Origin of the sequence: Dechloromonas sp. ZS-1 (genome assembly GCF_039649255.1) — a bacterium.
Lineage (GTDB): Bacteria > Pseudomonadota > Gammaproteobacteria > Burkholderiales > Rhodocyclaceae > Azonexus.
In genome coordinates, this window is sequence record NZ_JBDIYD010000001.1 from 209925 (window position 1) to 227891 (window position 17967).

Consider the following 17967-nt stretch of genomic DNA (forward strand, 5'->3'; position numbering starts at 1 on the left):
CGCTGCGGTTCAGCACGGACCCTACCGCGCGAGCGGTTTAGTCCTAGGCCGACCAACTGCCTGTTGCCGCTGGCATCAGGCCGGATCTCGGCCTTAGCGGTCGGTGGCGACCTCAATGATAAGTGGCCAGTCCTGAGTACAGACCGGCCATTGGCAATTTGAAGGGTTGCACGTCTGGTTGCACTACCTGCCTAGGTCCGGATCGTGCTCTTTGCGGACGTATCGACGCCCTCCAGTCCGGCGGGACGAGCAACGGCTGCCCCCCCGCACTCGCGCGTCAACGGCCGTATGTGGCCGTGAACGAGGCCTTCCCGAGCATCTTGTGGCCCAGCCCCCGGTTCAACACGAAGCCGTGAAGGGCGGCCGTGCCGGTCTTCGGAATACCGCCGGCCGCGTCGATGTCCGCCACCTATCGAGTCAGACGCTACATCATGACCGGACTAATTTCAGAGAGCAGGTCACTAGCTCCAATCAGGCCGAAGGGACCATATCAGACCTAGGCGTTACGCCGTGCTATTGCCAAATAGGCACCTAACCCTAGCATAGTGAGACCGGACGCCCAGGTAAGTAGTCGAGCGCGTGCAGTGCTGGTGTTGCTTGATTTAAGCAAACGATTTATAGCAAAAACCGCTATGACATCTACGAGCGTGTTGAGGACAACGCAGATGCTTCCGAGCAGCATTAGTTGTGGAGCTAACGGTTTGCCAGGTAAGGAAAACTGCGGCAGGAACGCTAGAAAGAAGAGTGCGGTCTTGACGTTGAAGACCTCTACAAAGATTCCCTCAAACAGCGCACTGTGTGTACCTTGAGAAACAATTGGCTCGACCGGGAGCGCTTCTTCCTTACACAGGAGCAGGCGAATCCCCAAGTAGATCAGATAGACCGCGCCGAGGTACTTGATCATGTTGAAGGCCACGGCGGATTGGGCAATTAGCACAGACAGCCCGAACGCTGCCCCGAGAACGTGGAACATTCCGCCGATGCAGGTGCCGAAACATGAGGTCAAGCCTTCTGTCCGGCCGCCAGCCACTGTACGAGCGACCACGTAAGCAATACCTGGGCCAGGAGTGATGGCAAGGAGAATGGCGGTGGTCAGGAAAGCTATGAACGACATGGTGTTGGTCATTTATCGGTGATGGGTTCCTACGCTGGACGTACTTTGTACGGACGTGTTTGAAGTGCAAGGTCTCTATGAGGTGCTCATGCTTTGCATATTCGGATCCTTGCAACTACACCAATTTAACTAAGCCTAACTTGCCAGTTTGAGGCCGACGATGCCGGCAACGATGAACCCCAGGCTGAGCAGCCGAGCAGGTGTGGCAGGTTCTCCGAATAGAATGATGCCGAGGATTGCCGTACCAACAGCCCCGACTCCTACCCACACGGCGTAGGAGGTGCCAACAGGCAGGAACTTCATGGCAATGCCCAGCAGCACGACACTGATGATCATGGCCGTGATTGTGAAAATACTCGGCCACGGCTTGGTGAATCCCTCCGTGTACTTCAGACCGATGGCCCAACCCACTTCAAGAAAACCAGCAATTACCAAGAGTGCCCACGCCATACGATTCTCCTTTCCGAGGACGCTCTAGAGGTGATCTTGAATCCCCTTCAAACCGATCCCGTAACTGTTCATCTGTCCATTCTACTTTTGCGGATACAAGGCGATCTATGGCCGCTTGCTGTGAGCGTTTTGTGAGCAAGCGGATGTGGAATGCCGCCGTCACCATAGCAGCCGATAACCTGAGCAATGACCACTTGATAGCCATTGAGCCAACGGGCTTGCCGCTCCTTTGCAGCGACGTGTACTGGATGTTTTACCAACTCCTGAAGTGCATCCAGGGTTTCCCAGTAGTACACATTGGAAATGAGTCCTGTTGAAGGATTCTCCCAACTCTCTTCACCCAGGTAGCCGGGGATGGATTTTGCAGTTCGGGCAATTTCCTCGTCCAAAGCATGAAATTCATCGTCGAAGGCACCTGGAGCGAAAGTGAAAGTTGATGTGTACATGGGGTTGTAGAGGGCTGGCGTCTTCTCGACGAGATGGTGCAAAGGCTGATCACAATCGGCTGTGAACTATTATGTCCGACCGGCACAACGTGAAGGTCCAGTATTCTCAATTTTCTTTGGACCGGTATTGTGCTCCCCGGCCGCAGCCCCAGTAGTGCCGGGGCTGGGCGCCGCATCATTTGGAATGGAGGGGAAATGTTTGGTCGCCGCGCGCTAAGGGGTAATCAGGTTTTTTGTCTTCCCTCGTGCTTCCCGAGGGCAACGAGCAGGAACATGCCTGCAACCATGACACTTGCTGCAATGATGAGAGCCCGCTCATAGCTTCCGCTAACCGCAGCGATATACCCGGCCATGGCCGGCGCAACTATTTGTGCGACGCCGTAGCTGAGGGTTAGCCGTGCCATCGCCTTGGCGGGATTCTCCGGAAAACATCGACCGATGAGCGTTAGCGTCAGACTGACAATGCCCACGAAGGTGCCGCCAAAGAGAATGGCGCTGAACAGGTTGAGTGATGAACTATTCGTCAGGACGGGCAGGATGATGGAAACTGTTTGCAGTCCGTAGGCGAGCAGCAGGGCTGGAATCTGGCCGATCGCCCGAGCGATACGGTCCCAAGCAAAGGACGACGGCGTAGCTGCGATGCCAACGACAACCCAGACCCAACCGCCTTTCCCCGTAAAAAGAGGTAGTTTTTCGAGGATAGCCACGATGAAGGTGGCGCTGATGACAAATCGTTCAAATTCTTGGTACGACGAGGAAAATTGATGTTCCGTATCTCCCAATACATGCAGGAAATCGCGTCGCCGACGCCGCTCGGCCCCAAGCGCAATCCGCCGGGGCCGGTGGTGATCTGGAACCTGATCCGGCGCTGCAACCTGACCTGCAAGCACTGCTATTCCATTTCCGCCGACACCAATTTCCCCGGCGAGCTGACGACCGAACAGGTCTATACGGTGATGGATGACCTGCGCGGCTTCAAGGTGCCGGTGCTCATCCTGTCCGGCGGCGAGCCGCTGCTACGGCCGGACATCTACGATATTGCCAAGCGTGCCAAGGCCAAGGGCTTCTACGTCGGCCTGTCGTCCAACGGCACGCTGATCGACGAGAACAATATCGACAGAATCGCCGAATGTGATTTCAACTACGTCGGCGTCTCGCTCGACGGGCTGGGCGCGACGCACGACAAGTTCCGCCGGTTGGACGGTGCCTTCGAGAAATCCCTGCACGGCATCCGCCTGTGCCGCGACCTCGGCCTGAAGATCGGCGTGCGCTTCACGATGACCCAGGACAACGCCCACGACCTGCCCGGGCTGCTCAAGCTGGTCGAGGACGAAGGCATCGACCGCTTCTACTTCTCGCACCTCAATTACGCCGGGCGGGGCAACAAGAACCGCAAGGACGATGCACAGCACCAGCTGACGCGCTGGGCGATGGACCTGCTGTTCGCCACCTGCCGGGACTACCAGCAGCGCGGGCTGAACAAGGAATTCACCACCGGCAACAACGATGCCGACGGCGTCTATTTCCTGCACTGGGTGCGCCAGCGCTTTCCGGAACAGGCGGCGCACGTCGAGGCCAAGCTGCGCCAGTGGGGCGGCAACTCGTCGGGTGTCAATGTCGCCAATATCGACAACCTGGGCAATGTGCACCCGGACACCATGTGGTGGCACCACACCCTGGGCAACGTCAAGGACCGGCCGTTCTCGCAGATCTGGCCGGATACCTCGGACGCGCTGATGGCTGGCTTGAAGCAGCACCCGCGGGCGGTCCAGGGACGCTGCGGCGCATGCGCCTATTTGCAAATCTGCAACGGCAATACCCGCGTCCGCGCCCAGCAGATGACCGGCGACCCGTGGGCGGAAGATCCCGGCTGCTACCTGTCGGATGAAGAGATCGGTCTATGAGCTATTGGAAAATCCTGGTCCCGGCCGGCTTTGCCGCCTACTTCCTGTTCGGCATGGCGCAACTGGCCGAGGCGGCCGACGTGCAGGCCAATTTCAAGCAGCACTGCGCCGCCTGCCACGGCGCCGACCGCCTGGGCGGCCTCGGCCCGGCGCTGCTGCCGGACAACCTGGCCCGCCTGCGCAAGCCGGAGGCCGAGAAGGTCGTCCGTGAAGGCCGGCCGGCCACCCAGATGCAGGGCTTTGGCGACAAGCTGTCGGCCGACGAGATCAAGGCCTTGGTCGATTACGCCTACACCCCCATCCTGCCCATGCCGGCTTGGGGCGAGAAGGAAATCGCCGCCTCGCGCATCGTCTACGCAAAGCAGCCGCTGCCCGACAAACCGGTGTTCAAGGCCGATCCGCTCAACCTGTTCGTCGTGGTGGAGAGCGGCGACCACCACGTGTCGGTGCTCGACGGCGACAAGCTGGAACCCATCCATCGCTTCCAGTCCCGCTTCGCCCTGCACGGCGGGCCGAAATTCACGCCGGACGGCCGCTACGTCTTCTTTGCCTCGCGCGATGGCTGGATCACCAAGTACGACCTGTGGAACCTGAAGATCGTCGCCGAGGTGCGCGCCGGCATCAACACCCGCAACGCGGCGGTGTCGGGCGACGGCAAGTGGGTGGCGGTGGCCAACTACCTGCCGCACAGCCTGGTCATCCTCGACGCCGACCTGAACCTGAAGAAAATCCTGCCGGTCACCGACAAGGATGGCAAGACGACCTCGCGCGTGTCGGCCGTCTATGACGCCTCGCCGCGCCAGAGCTTCGTTGCCGCGCTGAAGGACGTGAAGGAAGTCTGGGAGGTGTCGTATAACCCGAAGGCCGACGACATCCCGGCCGGCATGATCCACGACTTCAAGTACAAGGAAGGCGCCTTCGTGCCCGGGTTACTTTGAGACCCATATTCGACGCATTCGTGGCGTCTATGCCGAGAGGCGCCAGGGATTGATCGATGCCCTCCAACTCGAACTGCCCGAGTTGCAAATTCAATCGGCAAACCAAGGGATGCATCTCGTGGTGCGGCTTCCCGAGGGGCTGGACGACGTAGCGATTGCGGCAGCAGCCAGCATGGCAGGTATTGCCCTTAGACCCCTCTCGACGATGTGCTCCGATGGCCTCAAACTTTCCGGTCTGATGCTCGGTTTTGGAGGGTTTACCACTGACCGGCTAAAGACTGCAGTGCAAAAATTACGTAGGGTGCTGACCGAAGGTGGCTTCTTCACTAACCACACCAAGCCGCTCTCTAATCTGTAGACAACGCTGCTCAAGGTCAAGCCTATGCGACAACTCTTGTTCTGGGGAGTAATCCCCACAGGGCATCATGCCAGCATAGATTATCCCGGCAATTGTTAATGAACCTCTCCATGCCAAGCTTCTGACACGATTTCCAATGCCGCTGCAATCGCTGGCTCCTTTAATCGATCTTTGCGACATACGAATCCAAGAGCCGCAGGTACTGTGACGGCATCGGCAATCACTACGCCATCGGCATGAGCTGCATGCAAGGCCAAGCTATCGCGAGCAAGGGAGAGGGCGACCCCGGATTTAACCAAATCCATCATCGATGGCTCTAGATCGACCTGTGCCACCACCTTGAAATCTACATTTTCTGCTGCTGCGATACGGCTAAGCAGTCGGTTGTGAACTGACTCCGGAGGCGTGCCGATCCACGGTAACTGAGCCAAATCTCCCCAGCTTTTTCCTCGCACCTGTACTCCCCAGCTTGGTGGGGCAACGACCCGATAGACGAAACCTGTCAGAGCGAGAACATGGAATCTGTCCTGTAGATCTTCTAGTTCGGGAGCTCCAAGCGCAAAGGCAACATCGAGGTTTCCCGCCTCGACCTCTCGAGCCATGGCACCTGACATGCCATGCCGGAGCACGAAAGATAGTCCGGGATGGCGTTCGGCAAGTAGCCGTAGGCAGGCTCCCAAACGTAGAAACTCGGGATCGACAATCGTTCCAAGACGCAGTGTTCCCATAACACTGCCCTTAAGGCTCACCGCTGCCGCGCGAAATTCGGTAGCGGACATCAAAACCCGCTCGGCAGCAGGTAGCAGCTGGCGTCCGGCTTGTGTCAGGCGCATGCCTCGGGGCAAGCGCTCAAAGAGGGTTACGTCAAGAGTCTCTTGGAGTTTTTTTAGCTGTAGGCTCAGGGCCGGCTGAGTAAGGCATAGGCGATCAGCTGCTCGTGTCAGATTTCCTTCTTGGGCAACCATGACAAAGGCTCTTAGTCCAGAGTAGTCCATTTGATATTTGAAGTTTAAATAACTGAGTCAACAATAACTCATTGGACCCCGCAGTTTCCACTGGTTTTAATGCCAATCAGTCGTTTGTCTGTTTATTCATAGGGTTTTGCAATGAGTCTTCCATATATCTGGCTCATCTTTTTACCCTTGGATAAGTATTCGGCGACGTGAGGAGAAGTGCTTTATGGCGGGTGTTCTGCCGTCTATCCGGCACTACGGTTCGTTACTCAAAACCAAGAGGAAGAGACAATGTTTAAGCTGAAGATAGATTTGATCACTGCCGCCTTGGCGGTTAGTTTGGCCTGTGGCGCGCAGGCTGCAGACACAATCCGCATCGGTGTGTCTGGCCCATTTACCGGTGGTTCTTCGCCGATGGGGGTTGCTATGCGAGATGGTATCCGACTGGCTGCCCAGGAAATCAATGCCGCAGGTGGCATCATTGGTAGCCAAATCCAGTTGATTGAGCGCGATGATGAGGCGAAGAATGAACGTGGCGCCCAAGTGGTGCAAGAACTGATCAATAAGGAAAAAGTGGTCGCTGCACTGGGTATCGCCAATACCGGTGTCGCCTTGGCCAGCCAACGTTTCTATCAGGAATCAAAGATTCCGATGATTACCACGGTGGCGACCGGCACCCAAGTGACTCGCCAATTTCTGCCGCCCCAATATCAGGAAAGCTATATTTTCCGCGTTGCTGCTAACGATAGCATCCAGGCGGCCTTAATCGTCGAGGAGGCTATTGAACGCCGCAAATTCAAGAAAGTTGCCATCCTTGCAGACTCCACCAATTACGGCCAACTTGGTCGCGAGGATCTAGAAGCTGCGCTGAAGAATAAAGGCATCACCGCGGTGGCTGTGGAGAAATTCAATATCAAGGACGTAGACATGACCCCGCAGCTTCTTAAAGCCAAATCTGCTGGGGCCGAGGCCATCCTGACCTATGCCATAGGGCCAGAGTTGGCGCAGATTGCCAACGGCATGGCAAAACTCGGATGGAAAGTGCCGATGGTCGGCAGTTGGACGCTGTCGATGGCCAACTTCATCGACAATGCCGGCCGTAATGCCGAAGGGGCCCGGATGCCGCAGACTTTCATCCAGGAAGCAACTACGCCCAAGCGTAAAGCATTTATCGATGCCTATCAGAAAACCTATAAGGTCGAGCGCATCCCTTCACCAGCTTCTGCGGCTCAAGGCTATGACGCTATGCAACTACTTGCTGCGGCGATCAAGCAAGCTGGAAGCACCGATGGGGTCAAGATCCGCGAGGCGCTGGAAAACCTCAAGGAACCGGTGATGGGCGTTGTTCAGACCTATGAGAAGCCATATAGCAAGCAGGTCCACGAAGCCGTCCATGGAATTAGCACATTGGTGACCGGGGAGGTCAAGGGCGGTCAGGTGGTGTACGCCTACGACGCTGAGAAGAACAAGAGCGCCAGATAACGCTCTCTTCAGCGTTGTTTTCAGCCTCATCACCAGGCGGTGCGGATTGCTAGTAGCTGCGAACTGCACCGCATGCTTGGCCCGTCACTTGTCGGGCACATCCCCACACGGAGCCCTTTCCATGGACATGCTGTTGCAAATCGTGTTCAGCGGCATCGCCCTGGGCATGATCTACGCGGTCATCGCCTTCGGCTATCAGCTGACTTTTTCTACCTCAGGCACCCTCAATTTTGGCCAGGGCGAAGCCTTAGCTGTCGGCGCCCTGATTGGCCTTAGCACCGTCAGTCATATCGGTAACTACTGGTTGATGATTCCTATTGTGCTACTTGCTGGCGCCCTCTATGGCATCGGCGTAGAGCGTCTAAGCGTTCGGCCCGCGCTGAAGATCAAGTCACAAGGGTGGATCATGGCCACCATTGCCTTCGGCATCATCATGAAAAACGTCGCCGAGAACATCTGGGGCAAGGACGACCTAAAATTTCCCTCGCCAGTGCCCGAAGCGCCGTTGCAGTTGTTCGGCGCAAACATCCTGCCGATGGAAATTATTGTAATCGTTGGTGCGCTCGTGCTGATGTTTGCTGTCGAGTTTTTCAACCGAAAGTCGATCTACGGCAAGGCTATTGTTGCTACTGCCGCCGACCGCGATGCTGCCAGCCTGATGGGCATCAATACTGGCCAGGTCATCACCTTTTCCTACGCCATATCGTGCGCCGCCGCAGCCTTCGCTGGTGTTCTGGTCGCACCACTGACCCTGACTGGCGCCAGCATGGGGGCCTCCCTCGGTCTCAAGGCTTTTGCTGTTGCCATCATCGGCGGACTCACCTCTGGGTTGGGGGTCATTGTCGGCGGCCTGATCCTCGGTCTGGCTGAGACCTTCACTGGTTTCTATGTCTCTACCGGCTACAAGGACGTGCCCGGGCTGGTACTGCTGCTGGTGGTGTTGGCCGTGAAGCCGGCGGGCCTGTTTGGGAAGACTGCGATTAAGAAAGTGTAATCATGAAAAACACCAAACTGCTTTTCTTTTGCCTGCTCTTGATGGGGCTCATGTTGTTTCCCCTGTTCGTGCCCAATCCTTATTACATCCACCTCCTAGTGGTGATCGGCATCTACACTATCTTGCTCTTCGGTCTGGATATTGTGGTTGGTTATACCGGGGAAATCTCGCTCGGCCATGCTGGCCTTTTCGGTATCGGCGCCTACGCCACCGGGGTCATGTTTACCCAAGCCAGCCTCCCATTCTGGTTGGCGCTGCCAGGTGCCATTGCCGTTACTGCCGCCTTTGGCGCCATCCTCGCAGTGCCAGCTTTGCGCGTCACCGGTCCCTACTTGGCGATGGTTACTCTTGCCTTCGGCACTATCGCCCAGATTCTTATCAACGAGATGGATTTCCTCACCAATGGTCCGCAAGGGCTGCAGGTGCTCAAGCCGGTGGTGTTAGGCCATGTGGTCACGGCGGTGGGTTTTTACTACTTCACCCTTGCCGCAGTCCTGCTCGCGCTACTGGTTGTGCACCGTACGCTGAAGTCCTATATCGGCCGTACTTTTGAAGCCTTGCGCGGCAGTCCTGTAGCCTGTGATTGCATGGGGGTTTCGGTGTACCGAAGCAAGGTATTGGCCTTTGTCATGAGTGCCGGCTTTGCCGGCCTGGCGGGCGGGCTCTATGCCTTTTCGGAGGAATACATTGCCCCTAGTACCTTCAATTTCGAATTGGCCATCCTGTTTCTGCTGGCGGTCACGCTGGGTGGGCGCAAAACTCGTAGTGGCTCTGTACTTGGCGCCGCCATTGTCGTGCTGCTACCCAACTTGCTCTCCGATATCGAGTTGTTCCGGCAGCTAACAGTGGTCATCGCCGGGGCTGTCCTCATCTGTGCCGCTTACGCAGTCTTGAAAACCCGTACCACCCTGCGCCAATTGGCGACGCCCTTAGTTACGTTGGCCGCCTTCGTGGTTTTTGCCTTTACCCTCGAGGATATTGCAGAACATCGCCTGACCATTTTTGGTCTGCTAATCCTCGGTGTGGTTTATTACCTGCCGGACGGCATCATGGGGTACCTGCGCACCGTCGTGAAGCGCTTCCGGCCGCAGTGGGTCCAAGTCCACGAAGTGATCACAGATAAGGGCGATGCTTCCCTTGTCTGGGCGGCGCCAGAGCACATAAAGACAGGAGGTGCGCTGCTGGAGGCGTCCGGCATCGTGATGCAGTTCGGTGGGCTCAAGGCACTCAACGAAGTTAATCTACGAATCGCTGCCGGTCGCGTTCATGGTCTGATTGGCCCCAATGGCTCGGGCAAAAGCACAATGATGAATGTGCTAACCGGCATCTACATGCCGACCCGGGGGCATGTCTCCTTTGCAGGGAATGCTATTTCAGGGCGCACGTCATCGGCCATCGCACTTCAAGGTGTGGCACGGACCTTCCAGAATGTGCAGCTGTTTGGCGAAATGACAGTCATCGAGAATGTCATGGTGGGATTGACCCATTCCTACTCGCTGACTTTGGCAGATGTCGTTCTGCGCACCGCACGCTATCGCCGGCAGGAACTCGCAACTCGCTCACGTGCGGCAAGCCTGCTTGATTTCGTGGGTTTGGGTGAATTGCTCAACGAAGAAGCGCGCAATTTGCCATACGGAAAACAGCGCTTGCTCGAGATAGCGCGCGCCCTGGCGCTGTCGCCTTCGCTGCTCCTGCTCGATGAACCGGCTGCCGGCATTCCGCCGGCCGACCTGCCAGAGTTAACGGCAATGATTCGCAAGATTCGCGAACATGGCATTGCGGTCGTTCTTATTGAACATCACATGGACGTGGTAATGGGGGTTTGCGACCGTATTTCGGTGCTCGATTTCGGCCAAAAGATCGCTGAAGGCACACCAGCCGAGATTCGTACCAATACAAAAGTCATTGAAGCCTATCTCGGTGCCGAAGCGGTGCAAACCGATGCCCAGGAGTCATACGCATGCTGACCTTAGACAATCTGCACGCCGGCTATGGCGGCGTCGATGTACTTCATGGCATCTCGCTTACCGTCCCCAAGGCCAAGGTGGTCTGTCTGATCGGTTCGAATGGAGCCGGCAAGACTACGACCATGAGAGCTATCTCCGGGATGATTAAACCATCCCGCGGTGCTGTGCTGCTCGAAGGCCACGACATTACCGGTTTCGACTCGCACCGCATTGCTCGCCGCGGCCTCGCGCATTCACCGGAAGGACGCCGCGTTTTTCCGAATCTGTCGGTAGCCGATAATCTTTTGCTTGGTGCTTTTCCACGCTTCACCGGTAGCCGCCCGAAAGGTGACATCCAGTGCGACCTGGAGCAGGCGATGGATCTTTTTCCACGCCTTAAGGAGCGCCGCCACCAACTGGCCGGCACACTTTCCGGTGGCGAACAACAAATGCTCGCAATGGCGCGGGCAGTGATGCTTGACCCCGAAGTGATCCTGCTCGATGAGCCGTCAATGGGGTTGGCGCCAATCCTGGTCGATGAGGTTTTCAACATCATTGCCGACCTTCGCCGACAGAACGTGACTATGTTGCTAGTCGAGCAGTTCGCTGCTGCAGCACTCTCCGTTAGCGACTACGGTTATGTGCTCGAAAACGGCCGGATTTCGATACACGGGCCCTCCGAACAACTCCGGGACGATCCTGCGGTGCACGCAGCGTATCTGGGGGGAGGGCACTCTTAGATATTTCCAATCAAAATATCTATTTTGAGAATAACTCATTGGACCCCATGTATTTCATGGCGTTAAATTGATTACACCTGTTTGAGATACTTTTTTTGGAGATTTAAATATGAGCATTACGTATACCACTCCACTCAGTCATGTTGGCCACTGGATCGACAACGAGTTCCGTCGCGGTGGAGATGATCGTCAAAGCCCTGTTTTTGACCCGGCAGCAGGAAAAGTTGCCCGTTATGTTGACCTTGCGAGCCAAGCCGACGTGGAGGACGCTGTTGCATCTGCTGTTGCCGCACAGGTCAAGTGGGGGAATCTGGCTCCTCAGCGCCGCGCCCGCGTGCTGTTCAAGATGAAGGAACTGGTCGAACGGCACACAGATGATCTCGCCCGACTGATCACCCGTGAGCATGGTAAGACCTTTCCTGATGCCCAGGGCGAGGTGCAGCGTGGCCTGGAGATAATCGAGTTTGCCTGCGGCATTCCGCAGCTCCTGAAGGGGCAGTATTCCGACAGCGTCGGTGGCGGCATCGCCAACTGGAGCCAACGCATGCCACTCGGCGTTACCGCCGGCATCACTCCTTTCAACTTCCCTTTCATGGTGCCGATGTGGATGGCCCCGGTTGCCATCGCCTGTGGTAATTCATTTATCCTCAAGCCGTCCGAGCGAGATCCTTCGCCTTCGTTGCTAACGGCCGAACTATTCCGTGAGGCCGGCTTGCCGGCGGGGGTGTTCAACGTCGTGCAAGGGGACAAGACGGCTGTGGATGCGCTGCTCGCCCACCCTGACGTGCAGGCGGTTAGTTTTGTCGGCTCCACGCCGATCGCTCGCTACATCTACGAGACCGCAGCCCGCAACGGCAAGCGCTCGCAGGCTTTGGGCGGTGCCAAGAATCACATGGTCGTTATGCCGGATGCCGACCTCGACCAGGCCGCCGATGCACTGATCGGTGCCGCCTATGGCTCGGCCGGCGAGCGCTGCATGGCGATCTCGGTGGCAGTGGCGGTGGGGCATATCGCCGATGAACTGGTTGCCAAGGTGAAGAGCCGCGCCGAGAAGCTCAACATCAACGATGGTGAAGCTCCCGGCGCCGACATGGGGCCGGTCGTCACGCACGCCGCCAAGGCGCGCATCGAGGACTACATCGCATCGGGTATTGAACAGGGCGCCAGCCCCGTGCTCGATGGGCGTGGACATGTTGTGGCCGGACGCGAGACGGGCTACTTCCTCGGCGCCACTCTGTTCGATCATGTGAAGCCCGGCATGAAGATCTACGAAGAGGAAATCTTCGGCCCGGTGCTCTGCGTGGTGCGGGTCGACACCTTTGCCGAGGCGGTGAACCTGATCAACGCCCACGCCTTCGGCAACGGCGTCGCCTGCTATACCCGCGACGGGCGGACTGCACAGGAGTTTGCCCAGAAAATCCAGGTCGGAATGGTCGGCATTAATGTCCCCCTTCCGGTACCGATGGCCTGGCATTCCTTCGGCGGCTGGAAGCAGAGCCTGTTCGGCGATCACCACAGCTATGGCGAAGAAGGGGTGCGTTTCTACACCCGCTACAAGAGCGTTATGCAGCGTTGGCCTGACAGTGGTTCCAAGGGCCCCGAGTTTGTGATGCCGGTGAACTAACCTCCGGCCGTCTTCTGAAATGCCCTCCGCCATAGCGGAGGGCGCCATCAAACTTGACTTTCCCAGGAATGCACTATGAAAGATTTCGGTGAATTCGACTATGTTGTAGTCGGCGGCGGTGCGGCCGGCTGCGTCTTGGCCAACCGCCTGTCGGCCGACCCCGACGTGACCGTCCTTCTGCTCGAAGCCGGCAACGACGAGAAATGGATCTGGACCAAGATCCCTGTTGGCTACCTTTACTGCATCAACAATCCGCGTACCGACTGGTGCTACAAGACGGAGCCCGAACCCGGACTCAATGGGCGTTCGATCATCTACGCCCGAGGTAAAGGCCTTGGCGGTAGTACATTGATCAATGCCATGCTCTATTTGCGTGGCCAGGCACATGACTACAATGTATGGGCCGAATCGACCGGCGACACGAACTGGAGCTGGCAGAAGGTGCTGCCGCTATTCAAGGGGGTTGAGGATCACTGGGGGGGGAATACCGAACTCCATGGCTCGGGCGGTGAATGGCGGGTTGAGCGTCAGCGGCTGTCCTGGAGCATTCTGGACCGATTCGCCGAGGCGACAGTGCAGGCAGGTATTCCGGCCACGCCGGATTTCAATGGCGGCAACAACCTTGGCGTGAGCCAGTTCGAGGTCAATCAGAAAAGAGGTACGCGCTGGAGCAGTGCGCGCGGCTTCCTCGACCCGGTTCGCGGGAGGGCAAATCTGAAAATCGTCACTGGGGCCCTGTCCGATAAGCTAGTGCTTGAAGGTAAACACATCCGCGGCATCGAATTTCGCCTCGGCAATCAAGTCTGCGTGGCTCGCAGCCGTATCGAGACCGTTCTTGCCGCTGGCTCCATCGGTTCGCCGGCCATTCTGCAACGTTCTGGTATCGGCGACCCGACTTTCCTGCAGCGCCTGGGCATCCCGGTGGTCCACGCCTTGCCGGGAGTCGGCCAAAATCTGCAAGACCATCTGCAACTACGCAGTGTCTTCAAAGTCCAGGGTATCAAGACGCTCAACAAGCAGGCGAACAGCCTATTGGGTAAAGCCATGATGGGCCTGGAATATGCTCTTTTCCGCCGCGGCCCACTGACGATGGCCCCCAGCCAGCTTGGGCTATTCGCTTACTCCGACAAGTCGGTGCCGACACCAGACCTCGAATATCATGTACAGCCGTTGTCGTTGGATAAATTTGGTGATCCGCTGCATAGTTTTCCTGCGTTTACTGCCAGCGTCTGCGATCTGCGCCCGCAGTCGCGCGGTCATATAGGCATCCGAGATCGCGATCCCGCCAGCGCACCTAAAATTGCGCCCTGTTACCTCACGCATGAAGCGGATCGGCGAAAGGCAGCACAAGCGCTTCGCTTGACGCGTCGTATCGCGAGCCAACCGGCACTTGCGCCATTCAAGCCGGTGGAACATTTGCCGGGACCTCAATTCACCACCGACGAGCAACTTGCTCATGCAGCTGGCAATGTCGGTACTACCATTTTTCATCCTGTCGGCACCTGCAAAATGGGGCGCAGCGATGACCAGAACGCGGTTACCGACTCCGAATTGCGTTTGCAAGGAATGACAGGGCTGCGGATTGTCGACGCCTCAATCATGCCTACCATTACCTCTGGAAATACTAGTTCGCCCACTATCATGATTGCAGAACGTGGGGCGCAACTCATCATTGCCGCACGTAGGCGCTGAATGGGCAGGCCCTAATCGTCTAAGACGAATAGGCACCGTACTTATTACATGTGAAAGCCGGCAAGACTACCTAAAGGTAATCCTGCCGGCTAAAGCGACTGTCTATTTGAGTGCGGAAATAGTGAGATCCTTCAGCTATGGGCCCCGTGGAAATACTAGGACGAAAGTAAAGCCAAAGAAGGCAGCTAGCAAAATCCGTCATTCCAAGGCTCCAAAGGCAAAATGGCTGCTCCCAGACCAGATTCGGCCAATTGTTTTTAGAACGTTTATGTCCGCTAAGGCCGAGGTGCTGACGGTGATCAGCATGATTAATCTACCGGTATCAGGCCCTGAGCGGCCAGAGATAAAACAACAACAGATTGATTTCAAACGACAAGTTGACAAATTGAGTGCGTTGGCGCTAAGCTGAAAACGCACATCGCTGTCACCGGACGCCTTTGCAAAGGCGCTTCCTGTCCCTAGCCGACCTGTCGGCATCCCCCGAAACAAGCCAATTCACCGACTGCAACCATGAGCAATACCGCTCAGGCCAAGTCACGCCGGTTGGTTTTGATTCATTCCTTCGTTTCAACGGTATGTCGCTCGTCGGCAGGGGGCAGCATGTGCTGGTGGTTTGCGGGAGCCTGAGTTTGGCGACCGACTCCCGCAAACCGTGTGATGAGTATTCACCACGAGGAGCACCCTACCATGACTGCCAATACCGCAGCCACAACCAGCTTTTCTCTCTGGCAACGCCCAACCTTGTTCAACTTGGGCGAAATCTACGCCACACCGGGCGCGATGGCTTTCCTTCAGGAAAACGACCTGACGCCCTATGAGTTCCTGCATCGCCACCACACCGGCGACTGGGGCGACCTCGATCCCGAGGATGTGGAGGCCAATCGTGCCGCCTTGCATTACGGCAGCCGCTTGCTGTCCTCCTACGAAATCAGCAATCAGAAGCTGTGGATCATCACGGAGGCCGACCGCAGCACTACCACTGTTCTCTTGCCAGAGGAGTACTGACCATGGGACTCGCAGACAAAATCCGTGAGAACCACGAACTCGCCGCCACCACGCAACAAGCTTTGCGTAATGGCCGTCGTGTCATCCGTCGCATTGCCGACGAAACGCCGATCAGCGTCCCTACCGTGGTGGAAGCGCAGCCACTACCGCAACCCGTGCCCATACCGCACACCGCCATCACCGTTTCACCCCTCGACTTACCAGCCGAGCAATTCAAAGCCGGTCTGGATCGCAGGAAAGCGAACCGTGAGCTATTGATGGAATGGCTACGATCAGCGTTGGTAGAGGGTGTCGATTTCGGAAGAATCCACGTTGCCAGCAAGGAACGCTGCCAGTTTGCTCGCCAAGGCCGGGTCAAGGACTGTGGTGATCCTCATCACTGGTCCAAGCCATCGCTGTTCAAGCCTGGCGCAGAAAAAATTACCGGCATGTTGGGCATGACCGTGCATTACCCATCGTTGCCCGACTACGAGCAAGCAGTCTTGAATGGCATCGCACTGACCACGGTGATGCTGCGCTGCGAACTTCGTGATGCTCACGGTCGCCCGGTCGCCGAAGGGGTTGGTGCTCGCAGTGTCGGCCAGGACTACGGCGACATCAACAAGACGCTGAAGATGGCCGAGAAGAGTGCCCACATCGACGCCACCTTGCGATTGGCTGGCCTATCCGAGATCTACACGCAGGACATTGAGGACCGTCCTGTCGTCGAGGAAGAGACTCCCGTTGCATCGTTGCCGCCAAAGCCACGACGCTCAGCAAAGTCTGCAACGCCTGCATCGAACGCAACTTCTGCAAACTCTGCAACCGATGCAACGCTTGTGCAGATCGGCAAGGAAGCCCTTGAAACCCTACGCCAGGAAATTCGTCAGTACGGTTTCACCGAAAAACGAGTGCTGGCATGGCTCTACAAGACAACGGGGGGTAGCGTCACCAAGCTCGATCAACTGACGCAGGCCCAGTGCGCCTCGATTTCAAAGCGACTCGAAACTTGGGCGGAAGGCGAAAAAACATTCGCCAACGGCCAAGCCCAGCAGGAGGGGGGGAGCCATGAGTAAGCCGCTATTCGCATTGGCCGACGAGTACCTCGAACTTGCCAAGGTGCTGTCGGATGAGCAGGACATGCCGAACGAAATCATCGACGAAATCCTTGATGCCTACTCTGGTGAACTGGACACGAAATTTTGGCAGGTGTCGGCGATGGTGCTGCAGTTCGAGGGCGAGGCGGAGATGGTTCGCACCGTCGAAAAGCGCATCGTGGCTCGTCGCAAGAACCTGGAAGGCCGGGCTGACTGGTTACGCAACTACCTGCTGGTGAACATGATTCGCACCGGCATCAACGAACTGGCTTCGCCGGAATTCGTGGTCAAGGTGTGCGACAACCCACCCAAGGTCATTCTCGATGATGAGGAGGCCATTCCTGGCGATTACAAGGAAGAGGAAACCGTCGTCACGATCCGCAAGGATGCACTACGGAGAGCCATGCTCGACGACGGTGAAATCATTCCCGGCTGCCATCTGGAAAAAGGCAAGCGCCTGAAAATTTCCTGAGCCTACTTCCCAACTGACGGAGAGCTTCGGCGCTGCTGAACAGTGCCGGGGCCTCCTATTGCCTGGAGAAAACAAGATGAGCCAAGTGTATCGCTGGCATCCCAGACTGACCGCAGGGATCGACGGCCCGATGGTGGGCAAGTCACCCTTACACCTGCAACAGTCCGACCTCGACGGTGCCTGTGGTCAGCACTCAGCACTGATGGCGCTGATGCTGTTTGGCGAAGTGACTCGGGATGATCTGGAAGGCAAGCCAAAGAAGGCTTTATCAGCATTCTGGAAATCGGCCAGACCACACTACTTCGTCGGCACCAAGCCGAACAAGCTGGCGTCGTTTTTCAAACCGTATCGCCATGCCGTCAGCAGCCGGGTCGTCCTCAAGGATTTACCCGATGAGATTCGGCGAACCCTTCACGCCGATGGCTTGGCAATTGTCGGAGTTCAAAACGACAGCTTCGATCACTGGAGCCTGGCGGTCGGCATCGGTGGTCAGGAAGGCATTCCGGGAGACGAGAAGCTACTGCTGCTTGACCCGAACTTCCCTCCGTTCTCGATGATGCCGTGGAATGCCACGTTATCCCTCAATCCCAGTCGCCGGGGCTGGCACAACTACGACACCCCAGCAGGTCGGGCCAAGGTGCATCTCTCCGATGCGGTGTGCTTGCTGCCAAGCATCGAGGAAATGGACCTCGACATTGACTGACGACTCAACCGAATCCAGCAATACCAAGCAACACCGGCCAGTCATCGCGCTGGCCGTTCTCTTTTATGGA

The 17967-nt window shown here is 57.1% G+C and carries 17 protein-coding genes and 1 pseudogene; 13 read left to right on the plus strand and 5 right to left on the minus strand.

Annotated features, from left to right (window positions below; translation table 11 throughout):
* Nucleotides 1–496: 496 nt before the first annotated feature.
* The 4 genes from AACO21_RS01020 to AACO21_RS01035 all read right to left on the minus strand — a co-directional run bounded on the left by AACO21_RS01020 (nt 497) and on the right by AACO21_RS01035 (nt 2792).
* Complete coding sequence (locus AACO21_RS01020) at nt 497–1126, minus strand: LysE family translocator (protein ID WP_346190615.1); 630 nt, start codon at nt 1124–1126, stop codon at nt 497–499.
* Between the two features lie 123 nt (nt 1127–1249).
* Nucleotides 1250–1564: a quaternary ammonium compound efflux SMR transporter SugE gene (gene sugE, locus AACO21_RS01025; protein WP_346190616.1), complete on the minus strand. Its 315-nt coding sequence runs from the start codon at nt 1562–1564 to the stop codon at nt 1250–1252.
* Between the two features lie 68 nt (nt 1565–1632).
* On the minus strand, nt 1633–2052 hold the full coding sequence (locus AACO21_RS01030; protein WP_346190617.1) for an antibiotic biosynthesis monooxygenase: 420 nt from the start codon (nt 2050–2052) through the stop codon (nt 1633–1635).
* A gap of 182 nt (nt 2053–2234) precedes the next feature.
* A complete protein-coding gene (locus tag AACO21_RS01035) occupies nt 2235–2792 on the minus strand; it encodes a YbfB/YjiJ family MFS transporter (protein ID WP_346190618.1) in 558 nt (185 codons plus the stop codon).
* Here AACO21_RS01035 and nirJ point away from each other — a divergent pair.
* From nirJ to AACO21_RS01050, 3 genes and pseudogenes are all read left to right on the plus strand, one after another.
* On the plus strand, nt 2775–3914 hold the full coding sequence (gene nirJ, locus AACO21_RS01040) for a heme d1 biosynthesis radical SAM protein NirJ (protein ID WP_346190619.1): 1140 nt from the start codon (nt 2775–2777) through the stop codon (nt 3912–3914). The two genes, AACO21_RS01035 and nirJ, sit on opposite strands and share 18 nt — an antisense overlap.
* Before the next feature lie 53 nt (nt 3915–3967).
* Nucleotides 3968–4849, plus strand: a pseudogene (locus AACO21_RS01045) (cytochrome D1 domain-containing protein); the annotation flags it as partial.
* A gap of 52 nt (nt 4850–4901) precedes the next feature.
* Nucleotides 4902–5210, plus strand: coding sequence for a hypothetical protein (locus tag AACO21_RS01050; RefSeq protein ID WP_346190620.1), 309 nt, complete (start codon nt 4902–4904; stop codon nt 5208–5210).
* Between the two features lie 95 nt (nt 5211–5305).
* Here the strand turns inward: AACO21_RS01050 and AACO21_RS01055 are convergent, their stop codons facing one another.
* On the minus strand, nt 5306–6205 hold the full coding sequence (locus tag AACO21_RS01055; RefSeq protein ID WP_346190621.1) for a LysR family transcriptional regulator: 900 nt from the start codon (nt 6203–6205) through the stop codon (nt 5306–5308).
* A 249-nt stretch (nt 6206–6454) separates the two neighbouring features.
* Here AACO21_RS01055 and AACO21_RS01060 point away from each other — a divergent pair, with 249 nt between their 5' ends.
* The 10 genes from AACO21_RS01060 to AACO21_RS01105 all read left to right on the plus strand — a co-directional run bounded on the left by AACO21_RS01060 (nt 6455) and on the right by AACO21_RS01105 (nt 17897).
* Complete coding sequence (locus AACO21_RS01060) at nt 6455–7645, plus strand: ABC transporter substrate-binding protein (RefSeq protein WP_346190622.1); 1191 nt, start codon at nt 6455–6457, stop codon at nt 7643–7645.
* A 121-nt stretch (nt 7646–7766) separates the two neighbouring features.
* Nucleotides 7767–8639: a branched-chain amino acid ABC transporter permease gene (locus tag AACO21_RS01065; RefSeq protein WP_346190623.1), complete on the plus strand. Its 873-nt coding sequence runs from the start codon at nt 7767–7769 to the stop codon at nt 8637–8639.
* 2 nt (nt 8640–8641) lie between these two features.
* Nucleotides 8642–10606, plus strand: coding sequence for a branched-chain amino acid ABC transporter ATP-binding protein/permease (locus AACO21_RS01070; RefSeq protein WP_346190624.1), 1965 nt, complete (start codon nt 8642–8644; stop codon nt 10604–10606).
* Nucleotides 10600–11325 carry an ABC transporter ATP-binding protein gene (locus AACO21_RS01075; protein ID WP_346190625.1) on the plus strand — a complete coding sequence of 242 codons (726 nt, stop codon included), beginning with the start codon at nt 10600–10602 and terminating at the stop codon, nt 11323–11325. The genes AACO21_RS01070 and AACO21_RS01075 overlap by 7 nt, the downstream gene beginning before the upstream one ends.
* A gap of 109 nt (nt 11326–11434) precedes the next feature.
* Nucleotides 11435–12949, plus strand: a complete 1515-nt coding sequence (locus AACO21_RS01080) for a CoA-acylating methylmalonate-semialdehyde dehydrogenase (RefSeq protein ID WP_346190626.1) — start codon at nt 11435–11437, stop codon at nt 12947–12949.
* A gap of 75 nt (nt 12950–13024) precedes the next feature.
* The gene (locus AACO21_RS01085; protein ID WP_346190627.1) at nt 13025–14641 is read left to right on the plus strand and encodes a GMC family oxidoreductase N-terminal domain-containing protein; all 1617 of its coding nucleotides are present in this window, start codon (nt 13025–13027) and stop codon (nt 14639–14641) included.
* A gap of 687 nt (nt 14642–15328) precedes the next feature.
* Nucleotides 15329–15646, plus strand: coding sequence for a hypothetical protein (locus AACO21_RS01090; RefSeq protein ID WP_346190628.1), 318 nt, complete (start codon nt 15329–15331; stop codon nt 15644–15646).
* A gap of 2 nt (nt 15647–15648) precedes the next feature.
* Nucleotides 15649–16701 carry a hypothetical protein gene (locus tag AACO21_RS01095; protein WP_346190629.1) on the plus strand — a complete coding sequence of 351 codons (1053 nt, stop codon included), beginning with the start codon at nt 15649–15651 and terminating at the stop codon, nt 16699–16701.
* Nucleotides 16694–17194: a siphovirus Gp157 family protein gene (locus tag AACO21_RS01100; protein ID WP_346190630.1), complete on the plus strand. Its 501-nt coding sequence runs from the start codon at nt 16694–16696 to the stop codon at nt 17192–17194. The genes AACO21_RS01095 and AACO21_RS01100 overlap by 8 nt, the downstream gene beginning before the upstream one ends.
* 76 nt (nt 17195–17270) lie before the next feature.
* Nucleotides 17271–17897 (plus strand): hypothetical protein, encoded by a 627-nt coding sequence (locus tag AACO21_RS01105; RefSeq protein WP_346190631.1) that lies wholly within the window; start codon nt 17271–17273, stop codon nt 17895–17897.
* Nucleotides 17898–17967: the final 70 nt, after the last annotated feature.

What these genes read in the sequence shown, in the direction of transcription:
- AACO21_RS01090 (WP_346190628.1), top strand. Translation starts at nt 15,329, where the DNA reads ATGACTGCCAATACCGCAGCCACAACCAGCTTTTCTCTCTGGCAACGC.
- AACO21_RS01065 (WP_346190623.1), top strand. Translation starts at nt 7,767, where the DNA reads ATGGACATGCTGTTGCAAATCGTGTTCAGCGGCATCGCCCTGGGCATG.
- AACO21_RS01095 (WP_346190629.1), top strand. Translation starts at nt 15,649, where the DNA reads ATGGGACTCGCAGACAAAATCCGTGAGAACCACGAACTCGCCGCCACC.
- AACO21_RS01100 (WP_346190630.1), top strand. Translation starts at nt 16,694, where the DNA reads ATGAGTAAGCCGCTATTCGCATTGGCCGACGAGTACCTCGAACTTGCC.
- AACO21_RS01060 (WP_346190622.1), top strand. Translation starts at nt 6,455, where the DNA reads ATGTTTAAGCTGAAGATAGATTTGATCACTGCCGCCTTGGCGGTTAGT.
- AACO21_RS01055 (WP_346190621.1), bottom strand. Translation starts at nt 6,205, where the DNA reads ATGGACTACTCTGGACTAAGAGCCTTTGTCATGGTTGCCCAAGAAGGA.
- AACO21_RS01075 (WP_346190625.1), top strand. Translation starts at nt 10,600, where the DNA reads ATGCTGACCTTAGACAATCTGCACGCCGGCTATGGCGGCGTCGATGTA.
- AACO21_RS01020 (WP_346190615.1), bottom strand. Translation starts at nt 1,126, where the DNA reads ATGACCAACACCATGTCGTTCATAGCTTTCCTGACCACCGCCATTCTC.
- AACO21_RS01085 (WP_346190627.1), top strand. Translation starts at nt 13,025, where the DNA reads ATGAAAGATTTCGGTGAATTCGACTATGTTGTAGTCGGCGGCGGTGCG.
- sugE (WP_346190616.1), bottom strand. Translation starts at nt 1,564, where the DNA reads ATGGCGTGGGCACTCTTGGTAATTGCTGGTTTTCTTGAAGTGGGTTGG.
- AACO21_RS01105 (WP_346190631.1), top strand. Translation starts at nt 17,271, where the DNA reads ATGAGCCAAGTGTATCGCTGGCATCCCAGACTGACCGCAGGGATCGAC.
- AACO21_RS01070 (WP_346190624.1), top strand. Translation starts at nt 8,642, where the DNA reads ATGAAAAACACCAAACTGCTTTTCTTTTGCCTGCTCTTGATGGGGCTC.
- nirJ (WP_346190619.1), top strand. Translation starts at nt 2,775, where the DNA reads ATGTTCCGTATCTCCCAATACATGCAGGAAATCGCGTCGCCGACGCCG.
- AACO21_RS01080 (WP_346190626.1), top strand. Translation starts at nt 11,435, where the DNA reads ATGAGCATTACGTATACCACTCCACTCAGTCATGTTGGCCACTGGATC.